The sequence below is a fragment of the Paenibacillus sp. FSL H7-0331 genome (assembly GCF_001956045.1).
Genome location: NZ_MRTH01000001.1, coordinates 160865 through 177806, shown reverse-complemented (window position 1 = coordinate 177806; position 16942 = coordinate 160865). Strand labels below are relative to the sequence as shown.

Annotated in this window: 18 protein-coding genes; 17 read left to right on the top strand and 1 reads right to left on the bottom strand. The window is 45.3% G+C overall.

The genetic code is table 11. The features are described from left to right. Positions 1-15 precede the first annotated feature (15 nt). The 3 genes from BK127_RS00790 (at position 16) to BK127_RS00780 (ending at position 2681) form a co-directional block, all read left to right on the top strand. Positions 16-897: a c-type cytochrome gene (locus BK127_RS00790; RefSeq protein ID WP_076227547.1), complete on the top strand. Its 882-nt coding sequence runs from the start codon at positions 16-18 to the stop codon at positions 895-897. Between the two features lie 93 nt (positions 898-990). Beyond that, complete coding sequence (locus BK127_RS00785; RefSeq protein ID WP_076228348.1) at positions 991-1647, top strand: DUF1405 domain-containing protein; 657 nt, start codon at positions 991-993, stop codon at positions 1645-1647. A gap of 164 nt (positions 1648-1811) precedes the next feature. Further along, the gene (locus BK127_RS00780) at positions 1812-2681 is read left to right on the top strand and encodes a sporulation protein YpjB (protein ID WP_076227545.1); all 870 of its coding nucleotides are present in this window, start codon (positions 1812-1814) and stop codon (positions 2679-2681) included. Position 2682: 1 nt separating this feature from the next. Here BK127_RS00780 and BK127_RS00775 read toward each other — a convergent pair whose 3' ends face one another. Continuing rightward, the gene (locus tag BK127_RS00775) at positions 2683-3552 is read right to left on the bottom strand and encodes a YitT family protein (protein WP_083688957.1); all 870 of its coding nucleotides are present in this window, start codon (positions 3550-3552) and stop codon (positions 2683-2685) included. 223 nt (positions 3553-3775) lie between these two features. On the opposite strand from BK127_RS00775, the gene BK127_RS00770 reads away from it, so the two are divergent. The 14 genes from BK127_RS00770 to BK127_RS00705 all read left to right on the top strand — a co-directional run bounded on the left by BK127_RS00770 (position 3776) and on the right by BK127_RS00705 (position 16842). Continuing rightward, positions 3776-4114, top strand: coding sequence for a nucleotide pyrophosphohydrolase (locus BK127_RS00770; RefSeq protein ID WP_076227541.1), 339 nt, complete (start codon positions 3776-3778; stop codon positions 4112-4114). Positions 4115-4159: 45 nt separating this feature from the next. After that, on the top strand, positions 4160-4702 hold the full coding sequence (locus BK127_RS00765) for a tetratricopeptide repeat protein (protein ID WP_076227539.1): 543 nt from the start codon (positions 4160-4162) through the stop codon (positions 4700-4702). Further along, entirely contained in the window at positions 4703-5506 is an 804-nt protein-coding gene (gene dapB / locus BK127_RS00760; protein WP_076227537.1) for a 4-hydroxy-tetrahydrodipicolinate reductase, read from the top strand. It begins immediately after the preceding gene. 22 nt (positions 5507-5528) lie between these two features. Then, positions 5529-5945 (top strand): methylglyoxal synthase, encoded by a 417-nt coding sequence (locus BK127_RS00755; protein WP_076227535.1) that lies wholly within the window; start codon positions 5529-5531, stop codon positions 5943-5945. Then, positions 5945-6643, top strand: coding sequence for a bacillithiol biosynthesis deacetylase BshB1 (gene bshB1, locus BK127_RS00750; protein WP_076227533.1), 699 nt, complete (start codon positions 5945-5947; stop codon positions 6641-6643). The genes BK127_RS00755 and bshB1 overlap by 1 nt, the downstream gene beginning before the upstream one ends. A 43-nt stretch (positions 6644-6686) precedes the next feature. Then, positions 6687-7856: an N-acetyl-alpha-D-glucosaminyl L-malate synthase BshA gene (bshA, locus tag BK127_RS00745; protein WP_076227531.1), complete on the top strand. Its 1170-nt coding sequence runs from the start codon at positions 6687-6689 to the stop codon at positions 7854-7856. 8 nt (positions 7857-7864) lie between these two features. Next, positions 7865-9163, top strand: a complete 1299-nt coding sequence (locus BK127_RS00740) for a CCA tRNA nucleotidyltransferase (RefSeq protein ID WP_076227529.1) — start codon at positions 7865-7867, stop codon at positions 9161-9163. Between the two features lie 17 nt (positions 9164-9180). Then, complete coding sequence (locus BK127_RS00735) at positions 9181-10167, top strand: biotin--[acetyl-CoA-carboxylase] ligase (protein WP_179097339.1); 987 nt, start codon at positions 9181-9183, stop codon at positions 10165-10167. Positions 10168-10444: 277 nt separating this feature from the next. After that, on the top strand, positions 10445-11299 hold the full coding sequence (gene panB, locus BK127_RS00730; protein WP_076227527.1) for a 3-methyl-2-oxobutanoate hydroxymethyltransferase: 855 nt from the start codon (positions 10445-10447) through the stop codon (positions 11297-11299). Positions 11300-11313: 14 nt separating this feature from the next. After that, a complete protein-coding gene (gene panC / locus BK127_RS00725) occupies positions 11314-12183 on the top strand; it encodes a pantoate--beta-alanine ligase (protein ID WP_076227525.1) in 870 nt (289 codons plus the stop codon). A 40-nt stretch (positions 12184-12223) separates the two neighbouring features. After that, on the top strand, positions 12224-12607 hold the full coding sequence (gene panD, locus BK127_RS00720) for an aspartate 1-decarboxylase (RefSeq protein ID WP_076227523.1): 384 nt from the start codon (positions 12224-12226) through the stop codon (positions 12605-12607). A 65-nt stretch (positions 12608-12672) separates the two neighbouring features. After that, on the top strand, positions 12673-13293 hold the full coding sequence (locus BK127_RS00715) for a tetratricopeptide repeat protein (protein ID WP_076227520.1): 621 nt from the start codon (positions 12673-12675) through the stop codon (positions 13291-13293). A gap of 73 nt (positions 13294-13366) precedes the next feature. After that, positions 13367-16219 carry an ATP-dependent DNA helicase DinG gene (gene dinG, locus BK127_RS00710; RefSeq protein WP_076227517.1) on the top strand — a complete coding sequence of 951 codons (2853 nt, stop codon included), beginning with the start codon at positions 13367-13369 and terminating at the stop codon, positions 16217-16219. Then, positions 16216-16842, top strand: coding sequence for a redox-sensing transcriptional repressor Rex (locus BK127_RS00705; RefSeq protein ID WP_076227515.1), 627 nt, complete (start codon positions 16216-16218; stop codon positions 16840-16842). Before dinG ends, BK127_RS00705 begins: the two co-directional genes overlap by 4 nt. The last annotated feature ends 100 nt before the right edge of the window (positions 16843-16942 follow it).

The window sequence follows — 16942 nt, the reverse complement described above, 5'->3', positions numbered from 1 at the left end:
AAGGAGGTGTGAAAAGTGGCACATGGTCACAATTCTGACGAGAAAATTGTTTATGTAGGTGATTCACGAGTACGCGCTAAGACTTCACGTTTGCCGCAACCCGACTTTTCCGCTTATCCGGGAAAATCGGAAGTGTTTATTCCAAACTTTCTTCTGAAGGAATGGATGGTTGCGGTCGTTGTTTTGGTAGGTATATTGGTATTGGTTATGACGGAAGCAGCACCGCTTGGTTATCCGGCAGATCCAACTAATACCCAGTTTATTCCAATGCCCGACTGGTATTTCTTATTCATGTACCAATTGCTGAAGTACCCATATACATCCGATCAATTCGTCGTGTTCGGTACAGTTATTGTTCCGGGCATCATGTTCGGTGGATTGATTATTGCTCCTTTTCTGGACACAGGTAAAGAAAGACGCTTTTACAGACGTCCGATTGCTTCAACCTTGATGGTACTAACTTTGGTAGCATGTACGTATTTGACAGTCGTATCATGGACTCATTATGAGCACGAATTGAAGGAAAAAAATATTATTCCTGAGCACATCAAACGCGAAGAAGAAATGCATGCAGCCAAAAGTGCAGGTCTTCCTGCTCCAAGCACGAAGAAAACGGCAACTGCTGTTGCTATTGTAGCAGCAGATGATCCAGGAGCAGAGATCTACAAGAAGGCGACTTGTGTAACTTGTCACGGTGCTGAGCTTAAAGGAATTCCTGCTTCCGGTATCCCCGCACTTCGTGGTGTAGGAGACAAGCACAATCAGGAAGCGATTTTGGGAATTATCAAAAAAGGTGTCGGCAACATGGGCGCACAATATGATGATAATATCAAAAAAGGCCTCACTGAAGCAGACATCACCAAATTAGCGGAATGGCTAAGTAAACAAAAATCATAATATTTCCAAGACCTGACCGTCAGCAGCATGGTCAGGTCTTTTTTCAAAATTTCAGATAGTATAATTCATGCAGGAGGGGCCCCATTGTTAAGTATGTCGATTCGAACTTATGTATCAAAAGCTTTTCTGTCCAGTAGATTCATGCTATGGACCTTATTTTGGGTAAACTTCCTGGGTACAATATATGGTTATCAATGGTACTGGAAGCAGCTCGTCTATACCGCACAAACGATGTCCCCTGTATACTTGCCATTTGTTCCAGATAGTCCAACGGCAAGTCTTTTTTTTACCGGTGTGATTACGTACCTGCTGATTGATTCTTATAAGAATCGCAGCCAGAGTCCGAAAAGAAGCTGGTTTCGCAGTCTGATTGAAGCACTTGCGCTTATCACTTCATTTAAATATGGAATATGGGCGGTAAGTATGATCTGGGCAGGGGTTTATCAGGGAGATTCCGTAAATTGGCAGGATTGGATGCTGACCTTGTCCCATTTGGGAATGGCTGCAGAAGCTATTTTATATATGTGTTTATATACATACCGGGTTAATGCCATCATTGTCGCAGCACTCTGGACACTATGGAACGATTATATGGATTATACGATAGGCGTGTTTCCATGGTTGCCAGCTTCTTTGGAAGATGATATTCCTATCGTAGCTGCATTTACGGTCCAGCTGAGCTTTGTGAGTGTCATACTTGCCTGGGTTCTAATGAAAATTCGCAGATTGATGGAAAAAAGACAGGTCTAAATATGGACATCCCCCCATACCTTGAGGATATATGAAGCTTACGTGGTAAGCTTTGCTGTAGCAAAACTCAGTAGCGCTTACGGAGTAAGTTTTGCCATAGCAAAACTCAGTAGCGCTTACGGAGTAAGTTTTGCCATAGCAAAACTCTAAGGGAGGGATGTTCAATGTGGTTTATGAAAAAAGGGAGAGCAGGTTGCCTGGCAATGATCCTATTGCTGGGTGTTCAATTGTTGACGGCCTGTTCCCAGACACAGCTGCCCACGGATCAGGCACTCACACCCAAACCGGCGAAGGATCAATTGCAAAAGCTAGAGGTGCTTAATCAAACTGCTGATGACATGTACAAGAAGGTCATGCAAGAAGATTTGGCTGGTGGACGAGCTATTCTTCAGCTTCTGAGCGAACAGATTCCGCTAATCCGCTACGAGGGAATTACAACGTTAGAAGGATTAAATGCGCTGACAGAAACGATTACACAAGCGAAGAGGACCTTTAATGCGGCCAATTTGTCCCCCGCTGAAGGACAAGTCTCTGCTGCGACGATTCGCCTGGCTACCGACGCTTTGACGCACTCTAATGAACCGATGTGGCTTCAATACTACAATCCGCTGATGAGCGATCTCAAGCAGATGGAGCAGGCTTCACAAGAACAGAAAAAACCTGAGCTGGTTCAAGCGGCAAATGCTTTTCGTCAGCACATTGCCATCATTCATCCCAGTCTGCTCATTAGTAGAGATCCGATAGAGATAGAGAAGCTGGATTCCATGGTCCTGTTCGTGACTGATCAAGTTCGTTCTGAGCAGGAGCCCTACAAACAAGTACTGAACGTGATGCCTACTCTGCGTAACACGATTGATGTATTGTTTCTGAAAAAAGACGCAACTGCCTACTTACCTATTATAGATGACCAAAATCCAATTATTTGGAAGCTGGTGCTAGGAGCCGTGATTTTGGCTGTTTTGGCGTTTGCAGCCTGGAGACTGTCCAAGAAAGACAATGGACTTGTGGTTGTGAACAAAGCTGCTGATGATTGAGTTATTCGGGCTTAAAGCCTTCTCCAAGTACGTCATGTACCTCGTTGATAATAATAAAAGCACGCGGGTCGACGGTACGGATCAAGTCTTTGAGCCTTTTCATTTCTTGTCGATAGACGACGCAGTAAACCATGTTCTTCGGTGTCTTGGAATAACCACCATATGCAGGGATTAAAGTGGCTCCCCGATCTGTTTGCGATGTGATGATGCTGACCAGTTGGTCGGCATGGTCGGAAATAATCGTAAATGCATGAGCAGCATATGCACCTTCTATAACGATATCAATCACCTTGCTGGTAATAAATACAGCTACAAAAGTATACAAGATTTGTTCCTTTGGAATAAAAAAGAAGGCAGAACCAATCACAATGGCATCAAAAAGCAGAATGATCTGCCCGATACTCCAGCCTTTCCATTTTTGAACGATTCTCGCTATAATATCGGTTCCCCCTGTTGTTCCTCCATAACGAAACACAATGCCCAAACCAACCCCAAGCGTGAGTCCGGCATAGGCCGTGACGAGAAAGTAATCCTGCTCCGTTCGAAAAGGTACGATCCACCCACTAACTATTAGCCGCTCCATCACCCATAAAAAAAAAGTGAGCGATAACGTTCCAGTAATCGTGTAAATCATAGATTCTCTTCCGAAAATTTTCCATGCCGCTATAAACAAAGGAATATTGATGATTAAAGTCGTTATGGATAACGGGACATGAAAAATATAGTTGATAAGCAAGGCAACTCCGGTTATTCCACCTTCCATTAAGCGATTGGGTATAATAAAGTAGTGCAGACCGAAGGCGTATACCGCTGTTCCGATCAGTATAGGCAGGATAGACTGCAGCCAGTTGATTCCAACTTTTATTTGCACGGATGAACAGGACCTCCTCAATCACAATTGTCCAGCGACAGGGTAATGTACAACGAATTCAGTGGTGGTTATTCTTTAGTATGTCTAATAATGACTCAAAAAAAATTTGTCATCCTATCCTGTTTGCGATAACATGGTAAGAAGGGCTTATAACGAGGTTCACTCACTCCTTTCTGTCCCGAACATACTGTATATTTGGAATAAGGCTGGTGACGATTTCGCAATGACAGAACGGACGCTCGCAGAGCTGCAGCAGGAAGTAGATGCTTACATATCACAGTTTAAAGAGGGGTATTTTAGTCCGTTGTCCATGCTGGCGCGGATGTCTGAAGAGGTAGGCGAGCTTGCTCGCGAGGTCAATCACCAATTTGGCGAAAAGCCGAAAAAATCCTCAGAAGCTGACAATTCGATTGAGCTTGAGCTCGGTGATATCTTGTTTATAACCATATGTTTTGCGAATTCCTTGGGGCTCGATCTTACAGAAGCACATGATAAAATTATGCACAAATTTCGTACCCGAGATGCAGACCGTTGGACAAAAATAAACACCGATACGGAATGATTATCATATGCTAAACCATCACCTTTGTAGAAGGGAATGGGCAGCATGGATGGAGAAGAGCAGATCAAGAAGGCCTATGAGTCAATTTTAATGCATGATTTTGAGCAAGCCGTGGAATGGTTTGGGCGGGCGATTGCTATGAATCCTCACAACGCTGCCTTTCATTATAAGTTATCGATTACCTATGCCCGGAGCAATAAGCTTAACAAAGCAATTGAACACGCTAGGCAGGCTGTCAGAATGGATAGTCGTGAAACTCCATATCGGTTACACCTCCAAAATCTTCAAGCCAAGGCATTTATGGTAAAGGCAGAACGCTATTTTACTGAAAATGAAGCGCAGCTATGGCTGGCTGTTTCATTGCTGAAGCGTGCTATAGAGCTGGATTCATTATGTTTGGAGGCCTATTTGCTGCTGGGACACGGTTACGCTATGCTTAAGGAATATGACCAAGCCATTAGTGCCATTCACACCTTACTTGAGCTAGATCCGCAGCATGAAATGGGAAGGCGATTATTGCTGGAGTATCAGCAGCGATTAAAAGAAAAAAATAATGATTCGAATGAACGACGAAAGGATTGGATATAGATGAGTCAAATTCGTGTAGCTGTAGCCGGAGCGAGCGGCCGTATGGGCCGTGAGGTTGTAAAAATGGTTTTGGAGGATCCGAGTTTGGAGCTTGTAGCTGCGATTAGCCACTCCGCAGACTCGTCGATGGACGCAGGCCGAGTCGTCGGTCTTGAGCCGTGCGGTATTAAGATCACGAATGATTTGGAGTTGGCTCTTGTAGAAGGTAAGCCTGATGTATTAGTTGATTTCACAACACCTCATTCCGTGGTCGCTAATACGGCCTTGGCTATTAAATATAGAGTGCGTCCTGTTATTGGAACGACCGGCTTCACACCTGAGGATATTGAAGATTTTGACAAGCAGTGTAAAGCACAAGGAATTGGTGGTATTATAGCACCTAATTTTTCAATTGGGGCTATACTGATGATGAAGTTTGCTGCACAGGCGGCTAAATATATGCCGAATCTGGAAATTATCGAGTATCATGGGGATCAGAAGCTGGATGCGCCTTCAGGTACTGCGGTTAAAACAGCCGAGATGATTTCACAAAGCCGAGAAGAATTGCGTCAAGGAAATCCCAATGAAAAAGAAACGATCGAAGGCTCGCGCGGCGGATTATATGACGGTTTTCGCATACATAGTGTACGTCTTCCTGGAGTGTTTGCCCAACAGGAGGTTATTTTTGGAGCCTTTGGCCAAACCTTGAAAATCAGACACGACTCTTATGATCGTGCAGGTTATATGCCGGGAGTCAAGGTAGCCGTTAACAAAGTGATGGAATTCACGGGTATTGTTTACGGATTTGAGCATTTTATAGATTAAGTCGCAGAGGAGATTTATTGAGATGAATATCGCATTGATTGCACATGACCGTAAAAAGGACGAGATGGTGAACTTTATCATCGCTTATGAGACGGTTTTTGAGAATCATATTTTATACGCAACAGGAACAACGGGCACTCGAATTATGGATGTTACGAAGCTCTCCATTCACCGTTTTATGTCAGGACCACTTGGCGGTGACCAGCAAATCGGTGCTATGGTGGCAACGAATGAAATGGATCTGATTATTTTTTTGCGCGATCCCTTAATGGCTCAGCCGCATGAGCCTGACATTACTGCGCTGCTTCGTTTGTGCGACGTGCAAGGAATTCCATGCGCAACGAACATTGCGACCGCGGAAATTTTGGTCAAAGCGCTTGAGCGCGGGGATTTTGCTTGGCGTGAATTAGTACACAAATATAAGCCAGGTGAACTCTAATGAGTTCATCCTTGGACATGCTCATCTTTGGTGCACACCCGGACGATGCGGAAATCGGAATGGGAGGAACCATTTGCAAGCATACAGCAGCAGGTTACCGCGTAGGTATCTGTGATTTGACATACGCAGAAATGTCCTCCAACGGTACTGTAGAAATTCGTCAGCAAGAGGCGAATTTGGCATCGGGTGCACTGGGGCTGGCTGAGCGTAGTAATCTTGGACTCCCGGACCGTGGTTTATGGGTCAATGCATCGAATGTTGCAGCAGTAACACAAGAAATACGCAAGCATAAGCCGCGGGTCGTATTTGCTCCTTATTGGGAAGATCGTCATCCCGATCATATTGCCTGCAGTAAGCTGGTTCAAGAGGCGGTATTTAATGCAAAGCTTCGACGTTATGAACCGGAAACAGAGGCACATACAGTAGAAGCCCTATATTTTTACTTTATTAATGATGTCTTCGAAGCTGATTTGCTTGTTGACATTTCCGGAGTACATGAGCAAAAAATGAAGGCTCTGCAAGCCTATCGCTCCCAGTTTGAAACGGTTGGGAGTCACAATGACTATGTCCACACACCACTCAACCAGGGCTATCTGGAAAGAATCATCGCGAAGGATCATATGTTAGGCCAGAAGCGCATGGTCGCTTTTGCGGAAGGTTTCGTCACGAAGGTACCTTATCTCATTCAACAATTTTAATTCATACACAAGCTTGCAATTTACACGTAAGGGAGGGAGTCCCATGAAGGAACGTCTAAAAATTGGTATTACCTGTTATCCGACGTTGGGCGGCTCAGGAGTTGTAGCAACAGAGCTCGGCAAGCTGTTGGCTGAAAAAGGCCACGAGGTCCACTTTATCACACATAGTATGCCATTTCGTCTCGGTAAATTTGATCGGAATATTTTTTATCATGAGGTAGAAGTTAACGATTATTATGTGTTTAAATATCCTCCATATGATTTATCACTAGCAAGTAAGCTGGCGCAAGTAGCCCAACTCGAAGGTCTCGATTTGCTGCATGTTCATTATGCCATCCCCCATGCGGTATGTGCTTTATTGGCCAAACAGATGGTCGGTGATCATTTGAAGGTTGTGACTACCTTGCACGGAACAGACATTACTGTGCTGGCGCAGGATGAGTCGTTAAGTGATTTAATCCGGTATGCTATTAATCAGAGTGACGCTGTGACCGCAGTGTCGCAGGATTTGATTGAAGAAACGCGCAGGCTGCTTTCTATAGATAAGCCGATTGATTTGGCTTACAATTTTGTTGATAAACGAGTGTACTACCCACGAGAAGTGACGGCGCTGCGTAAAGAATTTGCCCAGCCTGATGAAAAAATATTAATACATATTTCTAACTTTCGACCTGTGAAGCGGGTAACCGATGTTGTAGAAATATTCAACCAAGTATCCAAGGATGTACCCAGTCGTCTGTTATTTGTCGGAGAAGGTCCGGAGTTATCAAAAGTATTGTGCAGGGTAAAAGAGCTGGGCTTACTGGATCGGGTTACATTTTGCGGCAAGCAGGATGATGTGGCTCAATTGCTATCATTATCTGATGTGATGCTGCTCCCTTCGGAAAAGGAAAGCTTTGGTTTGGTAGCACTGGAGGCCATGGCCTGTGGGGTACCTACCGTTGCGTCCAATACAGGGGGAATTCCAGAACTGATCGTTCATGGAGAATCCGGGTTTTTGGCGGACATCGGTGATATTGATCAAATGGCACATTACACGAAACAACTGCTTACAGACTCGGCATTATATGAGAAGGTCACAGAAGCCTGTTTATATCGGGCACGCTACACGTTCTGTAATGATCTCATAACCAGACAATATGAAGAAATGTATTATCGTGTACTTGGACTTCCGATTCCGGATGGGATTAAGCTAAGGCCGATAAACTGTTAAGTGAAGGAATGAAGGGAATCATGGAGCAAGGGGCTTATACCGTTCTTACGAAGCTGCAGGAGCAGGGTTACGAGGCTTATTTGGTTGGCGGCTGTGTTCGCGATAAGCAGCTGCACCGGCCCGTCAAGGATTATGATATTGCCACCTCTGCCAAGCCCGAGCAGGTGCTGGATCTATTTGAACGCACAATCCCAACAGGACTGCAGCACGGCACGGTAACGGTTGTCCTTGGAGCTCATCATTATGAGGTAACTACTTTTCGTAAAGAGGCGGCATATGAGCAATTCCGTCGTCCTGCCAAGGTGCAGTTTATTGACAGTTTGCATGAGGATTTGCAGCGGCGTGACTTTACGATGAATGCGATGGCGCTGGATCAGCATGGGAATTTAATTGATCCGTTTGGTGGTTTAGCTGATATGGAGCACGGGCTGCTCCGCTGTGTGGGTGACGCTTCGGAACGATTTACAGAGGATGCGCTGCGTATGCTTCGTTGTATCCGATTTTCCGCTGAATATGGCTTGGAGGTGGAGGCAGCAACGTGGAAGGCTTTGTGTGAGCGTTCCCTGCTTCTTAAGCATATCGCAATGGAGCGGGTACGCATGGAGCTGGAACGGATGATTGCAGGAGTAGATCCGCTGAAAGCACTTGGTTTGCTGGTTTCGAGCGGCATTCTCCGTGAAACGAAGCAAGCCTTAAAGCTGGCTCAGTTGGATCGGGAGCATATGCCGACTGCTATCCATTTGCTATTGGAATCGGATGCACGATGGACCTATTTATTTTTGTCAATCGGTCTGAATGCGGCTGAGATCGAAGCAGATATGAGAGTACTCACCTTCTCTGTGGATCAGATAAAACGGGTTTATAAGGCGGCAGCTGCATTCTATATGCTTAGGGAAGGGCTGCTCCTGAATCAGGATGAATATGTTCAAGAACCTGCTCTTGAGAAAAAGCTTGAACATCTATGGAAACTCGGCGCCTTGACTTACGGTAAAGCGGCATGGCTGACACTTTATGATATTCTGGCTGTCGAGCCTCGGTGGATGGAGAGTCATGGCCTCACTGTTGAGGCATGTGCTATCATGCTTAGCCACGGGAAGGAATGGCTCGAGGCTTTGATCGTAGACAGTCTCAAACTGCTTCAGGTCGGGGGGAAAGAGCTTCTCGCACATATGGATAAGCCACCGGGACCATGGGTTACAGAGGTTCTCAGTCATTTATTACAGGAAACGGCGCTTGGGCTATTGCCGAATGAAACAGGTCTGCTTATTGCTGAAGCCGTGCGATTCGTCAAATATCATAATCTGTAAGGAAGCGGTACATCTGTATGAATATAAATGAGCAATTGATACAATTATTTGTCAGTAATCCGGATGTATTTCTGTCCGGTGAAGAGCTGAGCAACAAGCTCGCATGCAGCCGTACCGCGGTATGGAAGCATATTGAGCGTTTACGCGCGGAAGGATATGTCTTCGAAGCCGTTCCGCGCAAGGGCTATCGGTTCATAAGTAAACCGGACAAGCTGGATATCGAGCATATTATGGAGCAGCTGCAAACCCGTGTATTAGGACGCAAGATTCTGTATTATGATGAGGTTGAATCCACGAATACGTTGGCGCATTCGATGGTACTTGAAGGTGCAGAAGAGGGTACGCTTGTCATTGCCGAGCATCAAACGACCGGTCGCGGCAGAATGGGACGCAAATGGCATTCTCCCAAAGGAAAAGGGTTATGGATGAGTCTGGTGTTGAAGCCGCGGATTACACTCCAGTTTGCCCCTCAGCTTACGCTTCTGGTAGCCGTCGCATTATGCAGATCGATTCGTAAGCTTACCTCGCTTCCGGTTGGTATCAAGTGGCCAAACGATTTGTTAATCGAAGGTAAAAAAATTAGTGGTATCCTGTTAGAATCCAGTGCCGATGAAGAGAAGCTGCAGCACGTCATAGCAGGGATCGGAATTAGTGTGAATCTGGATTCGGATGATTTTCCTGAAGAATTAAGGTCGGTAGCAACATCTTTATCGATAGAAGCAGCTCAACAGGTTGATCGTACGCAGCTGTTATGCCAATTTTTACTGGAGCTGGAGACTTTGTACGAGCTGTATCATGAGCAGGGCTTTGCGCCTGTAAAGCTGTTGTGGGAAGCACTTAATGTATCACTTGGCTGTGCTGTTCGTTCTCAAGGACCACAAGGCATGATCGAGGCAACGGCAGAAGGCATTGATGATGCAGGAGCCCTCGTCGTCCGTCTTGCCGATGGGTCTCTGACCAAATGGTATTCAAGTAATGTGGAATTTGGTTCACGGCAAAAATAATGTCTGTTCGTTGGATATAAAATTTGTTATAATGAAGCTAATATGAGGCGATATCAGTGATGAATTGCACTCACAAACCTGCTTTTGATTATTGTGAATGGAATCGTTTAACAACTGAAAAGCTTTATGGAATATGTCGGATTCTGCTCTGAGCCTAACGGACCGAGACAGAAGGATCATATGATGTTAGTTCATGTGACCTTTTTGCCTATCCTTGGCTGAAAGGTTTTTTTGTTTGTGATAGTGGTAACCTAAGCTACAGGAAGCAGGTGTTAACATGGAGAAACGTAAAGCGAACACGGTTACGAAATTTAAAAAGATGAAGCAAGATGGTAATCCGATATCTGTGATAACGGCTTACGATTATCCTTCTGCACGATTGGCAGAGGAAGCAGGTGTTGATGCTATCCTGGTTGGTGATTCCTTGGGTAATGTCGTTCTGGGATATGAATCCACGATTCCAGTCACATTGAACGATATGATTTATCATTCGCGGTCCGTTGTGCGCGCGGCTACGTCTACCTTTGTCGTGACGGATCTTCCATTCATGACGTATCATGGCAGCCTGGATACTACGCTTCGTAATGCAGCTCGTATTATGCAGGAAGGGTTAGCCAACTCGGTGAAGATGGAAGGCGGATTGGAGATCACAGAAGCCGTAGCAGCCTGTACAAGGGCAGGTATCCCGGTTATGGGGCACATTGGTTTGACGCCACAGTCGATCCATCAAATTGGCGGCTACAAGATTCAAGGGAAAAGCTCGGAGCAAGCCCGTAGGCTGTTGGATGAAGCTAAGGCTTTGGAGCAAGCAGGTGCTTATGCTATTGTACTTGAGCTTGTAACCGAGGAGCTAGCCGCGCATATCACGGAGCAGCTTTCCATTCCAACTATCGGTATTGGTGCTGGTCCACAATGTGATGGGCAGGTTCTCGTATTCCATGACGCTTTGGGCTATGGATCGGATATAGCGCCCAAACGATTTGTCAAAGTTTATGCGGAAACAGGCGAAGCGATCCGCAGCGGGTTAAAGCAATATGTAGCTGAAGTGAAGAACCGCAGCTTCCCTGCACGCGAGCATACTTATCATATGGATGAAGAAGTTGCCGCTGTTCTGTATGGCAGCAGCAAATAGAGGGAGGCACTAGGTTGGAGCACATACATCAAATACAAGTTTTGCGGAATACAATAAGCAACTTAAGAGCTGAGAAGCCCAACATACGTATCGGATTTGTACCAACGATGGGCTTTCTCCATGAAGGTCATGCAAGTCTGCTTCAAGCGGCACGCCAGCAATGTGATATTGTCGTGCTCAGTATTTTTGTCAATCCGCTGCAATTTGGTCCAAATGAGGATTTCGAACGTTATCCGCGGGATGAAGCACGTGATTTGGCGCTGGCGAAGGCAGCAGGTACAGATATTGTGTTTAGCCCCTCAACGGCTGAAATGTATCCGCGGCCGAGCAAGACGCAAATACTGGTGTCAGGGGTTACTGAACGGTTGTGCGGCGCATCGCGTCCAGGGCATTTTGACGGTGTTGGCATCGTCGTGACGAAATTGTTCCAAATCATCCAGCCCGATGCAGCTTTTTTTGGCATGAAGGATGCCCAGCAGGTAGCAGTTATTAAACAGCTGGTTACCGATTTAAATATGCCGGTCGAAATTGTGCCTTGTGCGATCATTCGTGAGCAGGATGGATTAGCGATGAGCTCACGCAATGTTTATCTTCAGCCTGAGGAACGCGAGCAAGCTCTCGTGCTCTCACGTACGTTAAAGCAGGTGGAGCAGAAGGTTATCGAAACGGGTGGGAATTTGCCCGCATCAGAGCTGCAACAAGCGATACGTAAGCAAATTGAGGAAATGCCGTTAGCGGATATCGATTATGTGGAAATACTGGCTTACCCTGATCTGGAGCCGATAGAACGTATGAAAGATGCGAAGGAAGCGATTATCGCTTTGGCTGTCCGTTTTGGGAAAACAAGACTGATTGACAATGTAATTATCCAGTTGCAGGAATAGCTTACATCGATAAGCGGCAACAACCAGGAGGTTAACAACTATGTTCAGAACTATGCTGAAATCCAAAATACACCGCGCTACCGTTACGGAAGCTAATCTTAACTATGTCGGAAGTATTACCATCGACGAAGATTTAATTGATATGATCGATATTCTTCCTAATGAAAAGGTACAGATTGTGAACAACAACAATGGTGCGCGCTTTGAAACCTATGTCATTCCGGGTCCACGCGGCTCAGGCGTGATCTGTTTGAATGGGGCCGCGGCACGTCTGGTACATCCTGGTGATACAGTCATTATTTTATCCTTTGTGATGATGTCTGACGAGGAAGCCAGAAAGCATACGCCGAGTATAGCCATTATGGGCGAAAATAATAAGGTTATCAGCGTTCTTAAGGAAGAAATTCATTCCACCGTGCTGTAACGAATGAAAAGAGGCTTTCGAGCGAAAAATGAGGGTATGCTCAAAGCTTAAGGTGGGATGCGCTTATGTTCAAACATCTTTTTACCTCAATGAATGAAATGCTCGATGAAGTTGCTGTGTATTATAAGGCGGCAGCAGGTGTGCACAAACAGGAGCTTGAGGAAAAGCTGCATATGCTCAAAACGATGAGTGACACTTTTATTGAAGAGTGGCTGCTGTTTGAGGAGAAGCTTGCATGTTTTTACAGGGACCAGCAGCCAGCAGCGGCTTTAACCGACGGAATGAAGACGGAATTGGGTGACGTACGCACAGCCGAGTTTGTAAGGGGGCAGGGCTATTACAAGCTGATGATGTTCAGCGAAGCAATCCGGGAATTCACGGTATTGGTTCGTGAGCAGCCGGACTTCACCTTGGCGAGACTGTATTTAGCCATGAGCTTTTTGCAAAAAGGTGACATATCCGACAGCTACGGTCATTTTATTTTCTTATCCCAATGCACACACAATCATCAAATCAAAGCTATTTCCTGCAGTGCGATGGGTTGTATTCAAATGCATGAACAGAATGTAGACAAGGCCTCCGAGTACTTCAATTTGGCGTTTCAATCGGACCCATCCAGTGTAGAGCCTCTTCTCGAAATGGGATTATGCAGTGAAAAAAAAGGACAGCTTGATTTCTATTGGTAATTTTTCTATTCCCTTTTTGGATGAGTATTGGTATGCTTAAAAGAAACAAGAACGAAGGAGTATCTGAAGAGTAATGAAATTCGCGGTTTTGGATTTTGAAACGACCGGGAGCCAGACTACGGACCGCATTATTCAGGTTGGCCTCGTCATAATAGTAGATGATACCATCACGGACAGGTATACTTCTCTGGTAAATCCAGGGATCAGTATACCTTCTTCTATAATATCTTTAACAGGCATAGATGATGAAATGGTTAAAGATGCGCCCGAGCTGGATACGGTCATGGCCCGTATGGTGCCTCTTTTGCAGGATTGTGTACTGGTCGGTCATGCGATTGCATTTGATTTGTCATTTTTGCAACGAGCTTTGGATGAGCATGGATATTTTGCGTTTGATGGTAAAGTACTGGATACAATTGATGCGCTTCGTGTGTTGTTTCCATCCCTATCCAGCTTTCAGTTAAGTATGGTATGTAACAGCTTCGGTATTGAGCATGAGCGACCGCACCAAGCAGATAGTGACGCAGAGGTTACTGCGCTATTATGGATACGCTGTCTGCAGCGGTTCCAGGAATTGTCTCTGCTTACACTGCAGCGCTTATCGATGGTATTTGATGAAGTTACGACCGACTTTGGCTGGTTTGTGCGCGAAATGATTATGTTCAAGGAAATGTTTGCGGGAGACGAAGAGCCGGCCGGCCAAAATTATCGACAGTTTACTCTTGCAGTCAAGGACTGGGGCGAAGAGGATTCGGTTCGGGAAGAGAAAGACTTATTAACGTTGCCTGATGATTTCGCAGTATTTTTTGCTCAGCTGAAACAAGCGCTCAAGGAACGCTTTACAGCTTATGAGGATCGTGAAGCACAGGAGATTATGCTGGCCGAGGTTGAAGCTGCGTTCGAGCAGGAGCGGCATCTGATGATCGAGGCAGGTACTGGCACAGGTAAATCGCTGGGGTACTTAATACCATCCTTGTTTTACGGGCTAAAGCATGACAAAAAAATGCTCGTTAGTACGCATACAATCAATTTGCAGGAGCAGATCAGGGAAAGAGACATTCCGCTGTTAATGGATTTATTTCCAGTCGGCTTTCGTGCTGCCGTATTCAAAGGAAGAAGCCATTATTTATGCTTGCGCAAATTTGAGACCAAGATGGGCCAGCAGGATTTTGAGCATGGCAAGGAAGATCGGCTGACGGCGGGACAAATGCTGGTGTGGCTGAGTGAAACCGAACATGGCGATGATGAAGAGCTTCATTTTAGTGGCAAAGGTACACAGTTCTGGCATTCGGTTGCGAGCGACTCGGATTCCTGCCTGAATCGTGCCTGTCCGTGGTTTAAAAAATGCTTTTACCACCGGGCTCGCAACAATGCTAGCAATGCAGACCTGGTTATTACGAATCATTCGATGCTGTTTACAGATACGAAGGCAGAAAGTCGGCTGCTTCCAAGCTACAAGCATTTGGTCATTGATGAAGCGCATCATTTTGAAGAGGTGGCTAGCAAGCATCTGGGTATCGAAGTCGTATACGGTGCTTTTGTCGGTACTTTGTGGTGGCTTTACAAGGATAGTCGTAATGGACAACTTCCCATATTAAGCTCAAAGCTGAGCAGGGCAGACGGCGAAAAGGGGCTTGCGTGGAGTCAGATTCTAGATGCGATGCTTCCTGTTCTGCTGCAGATTAAAGAGGAATGGGATGAATTGACAGATTTGCTCTTTCAATTGGTATCAACCCGTTCTGACCCTTCCCAGCAAACCGAAGGCGGACAATTGGTTTATCGGCTTAAAAAGGATGACAAACCACCAAGCTGGGATAAGCTTCTTGTACTGGAAGAGAACATGTATTTAAAGCTGACTGAAATTTTGAAAAAGCTGGATAAAGTGCTCAACGAAGTAAAAGATCAGCAGGAAGTACTGGATGTACAGGGTTTGGTGACCGACATTAGCGGTTCGGTGAAGGAACTGTATAGGCTGAGAGACAATCTTCATTTTTTTATGGCTTTGACCGACGATAACTATGTATACTGGCTTGAAGCGGGAACAAGCAAGAGTAAGTCCATTCAGCTTATTAGTGTACCTGTAGATGTCAGTCCTATGCTTCAGGAGCATTTCTTCGAAGCCAAGGATAGTGTGATTATGACCTCGGCGACACTATCAGTTGGCAAGTCCTTTGACTATACATGTGAACAGTTAGGCTTGAATACCAATGAACCCGAGGCCAAGCTGAAAACGGTCCAATTGCAATCGCCATTCAATTACCGTCAGCAAGCGCTGGTTGCGATACCAAGAGATTTTCCCAGCATACGCAGCAACTCTGGTGATAAGCATTTTCTGGACAATTTGTCTCAGTCCCTGGCGGAAGTAGCCCTGGAAACGAAGGGACGTATGCTGGTGTTATTTACATCCAACCGGATGCTGAAGCTAACCCACGCGGCTTTAAAAGAGAAGCTGAGTCCATTCGGTATAGGTGTATTAGGCCAGGGTGTAGATAGCAGTAACCGCAGTAAGCTGACGCGGCTGTTCCAGAATAGTCCTTCCAGTGTATTGCTCGGAACGAGCAGCTTCTGGGAAGGTGTGGATATTCCCGGTGATGCATTAACTTGTCTGGCCATTGTGCGTTTGCCTTTTCAACCACCGAACCATCCTTTGGTCGAAGCAAAGATGGAGAATCTGAAGAAACTGAATTTGAATCCTTTTATGAAATTATCGGTTCCACAAGCAGTCATTCGTTTCAAGCAAGGCTTTGGACGTCTCGTTCGTACGGCCAAGGATAAAGGTATTGTCATTATTTACGATACGCGTGTTATTGATTCGACCTACGGAAAATACTTTTTGTATTCGCTACCCGGACCCAAAATCGAACATATGCCTACGAATCAGCTAGTGGGTAGAATTAAGCAATGGATGGGAGAAAGCGAAGTATGAAAACGATCAAAATATCGGAAGCAGTTGTTCGAAGACTCCCTGTGTATTTACGCTATTTGAATGAACTCAGTAAAAAAAGTGTGCACACCGTTTCTTCACAGGATTTGGGTCAGAAGCTTGATCTGAATCCTGCTCAAATCCGTAAGGATCTGGCTTACTTTGGTGAATTTGGGAAAAAAGGAATCGGCTATGATGTAGATTATCTGATAGAAAAAATTCGCCAAATTCTGAAGTTGGATAAAGTCATTCCAGTCGCATTGGTTGGAGCGGGTAACTTGGGCAGGGCGCTGTGCAATTATAACGCCTACCTGAGGGATAATATGAAAATTGTTGCTATATTTGATGCCCATGAATCGAAGATTGGTGAATCCATTAACAATCTCAAGGTTAAGCCTATGGGAGAGCTGAAGGAAACCATCAGAAGTCTGCAGGTGAGGATCGGTATCATTACCGTTCCTGCCTTTGAAGCACAAAATGTAGCTAATCAATTTGTGGATGGCGGCGTAGAAGCCATTCTTAATTTTGCTCCGATCATTATTAAGGTGCCTAATGAGATTCGAGTTCATCATGCTGATTTCACTACGGAGCTGCAAAGCCTTGCTTATTATCTGGATGAAGAGTAAGGGGCGTAGACAAGAGTTTTAGCTCCTGTATGAAAATGATAATCCACAAAAAGACCGTTCAAAAGCTTTAAACTTTTGAACGGTCTTTTTGTGATGTTTA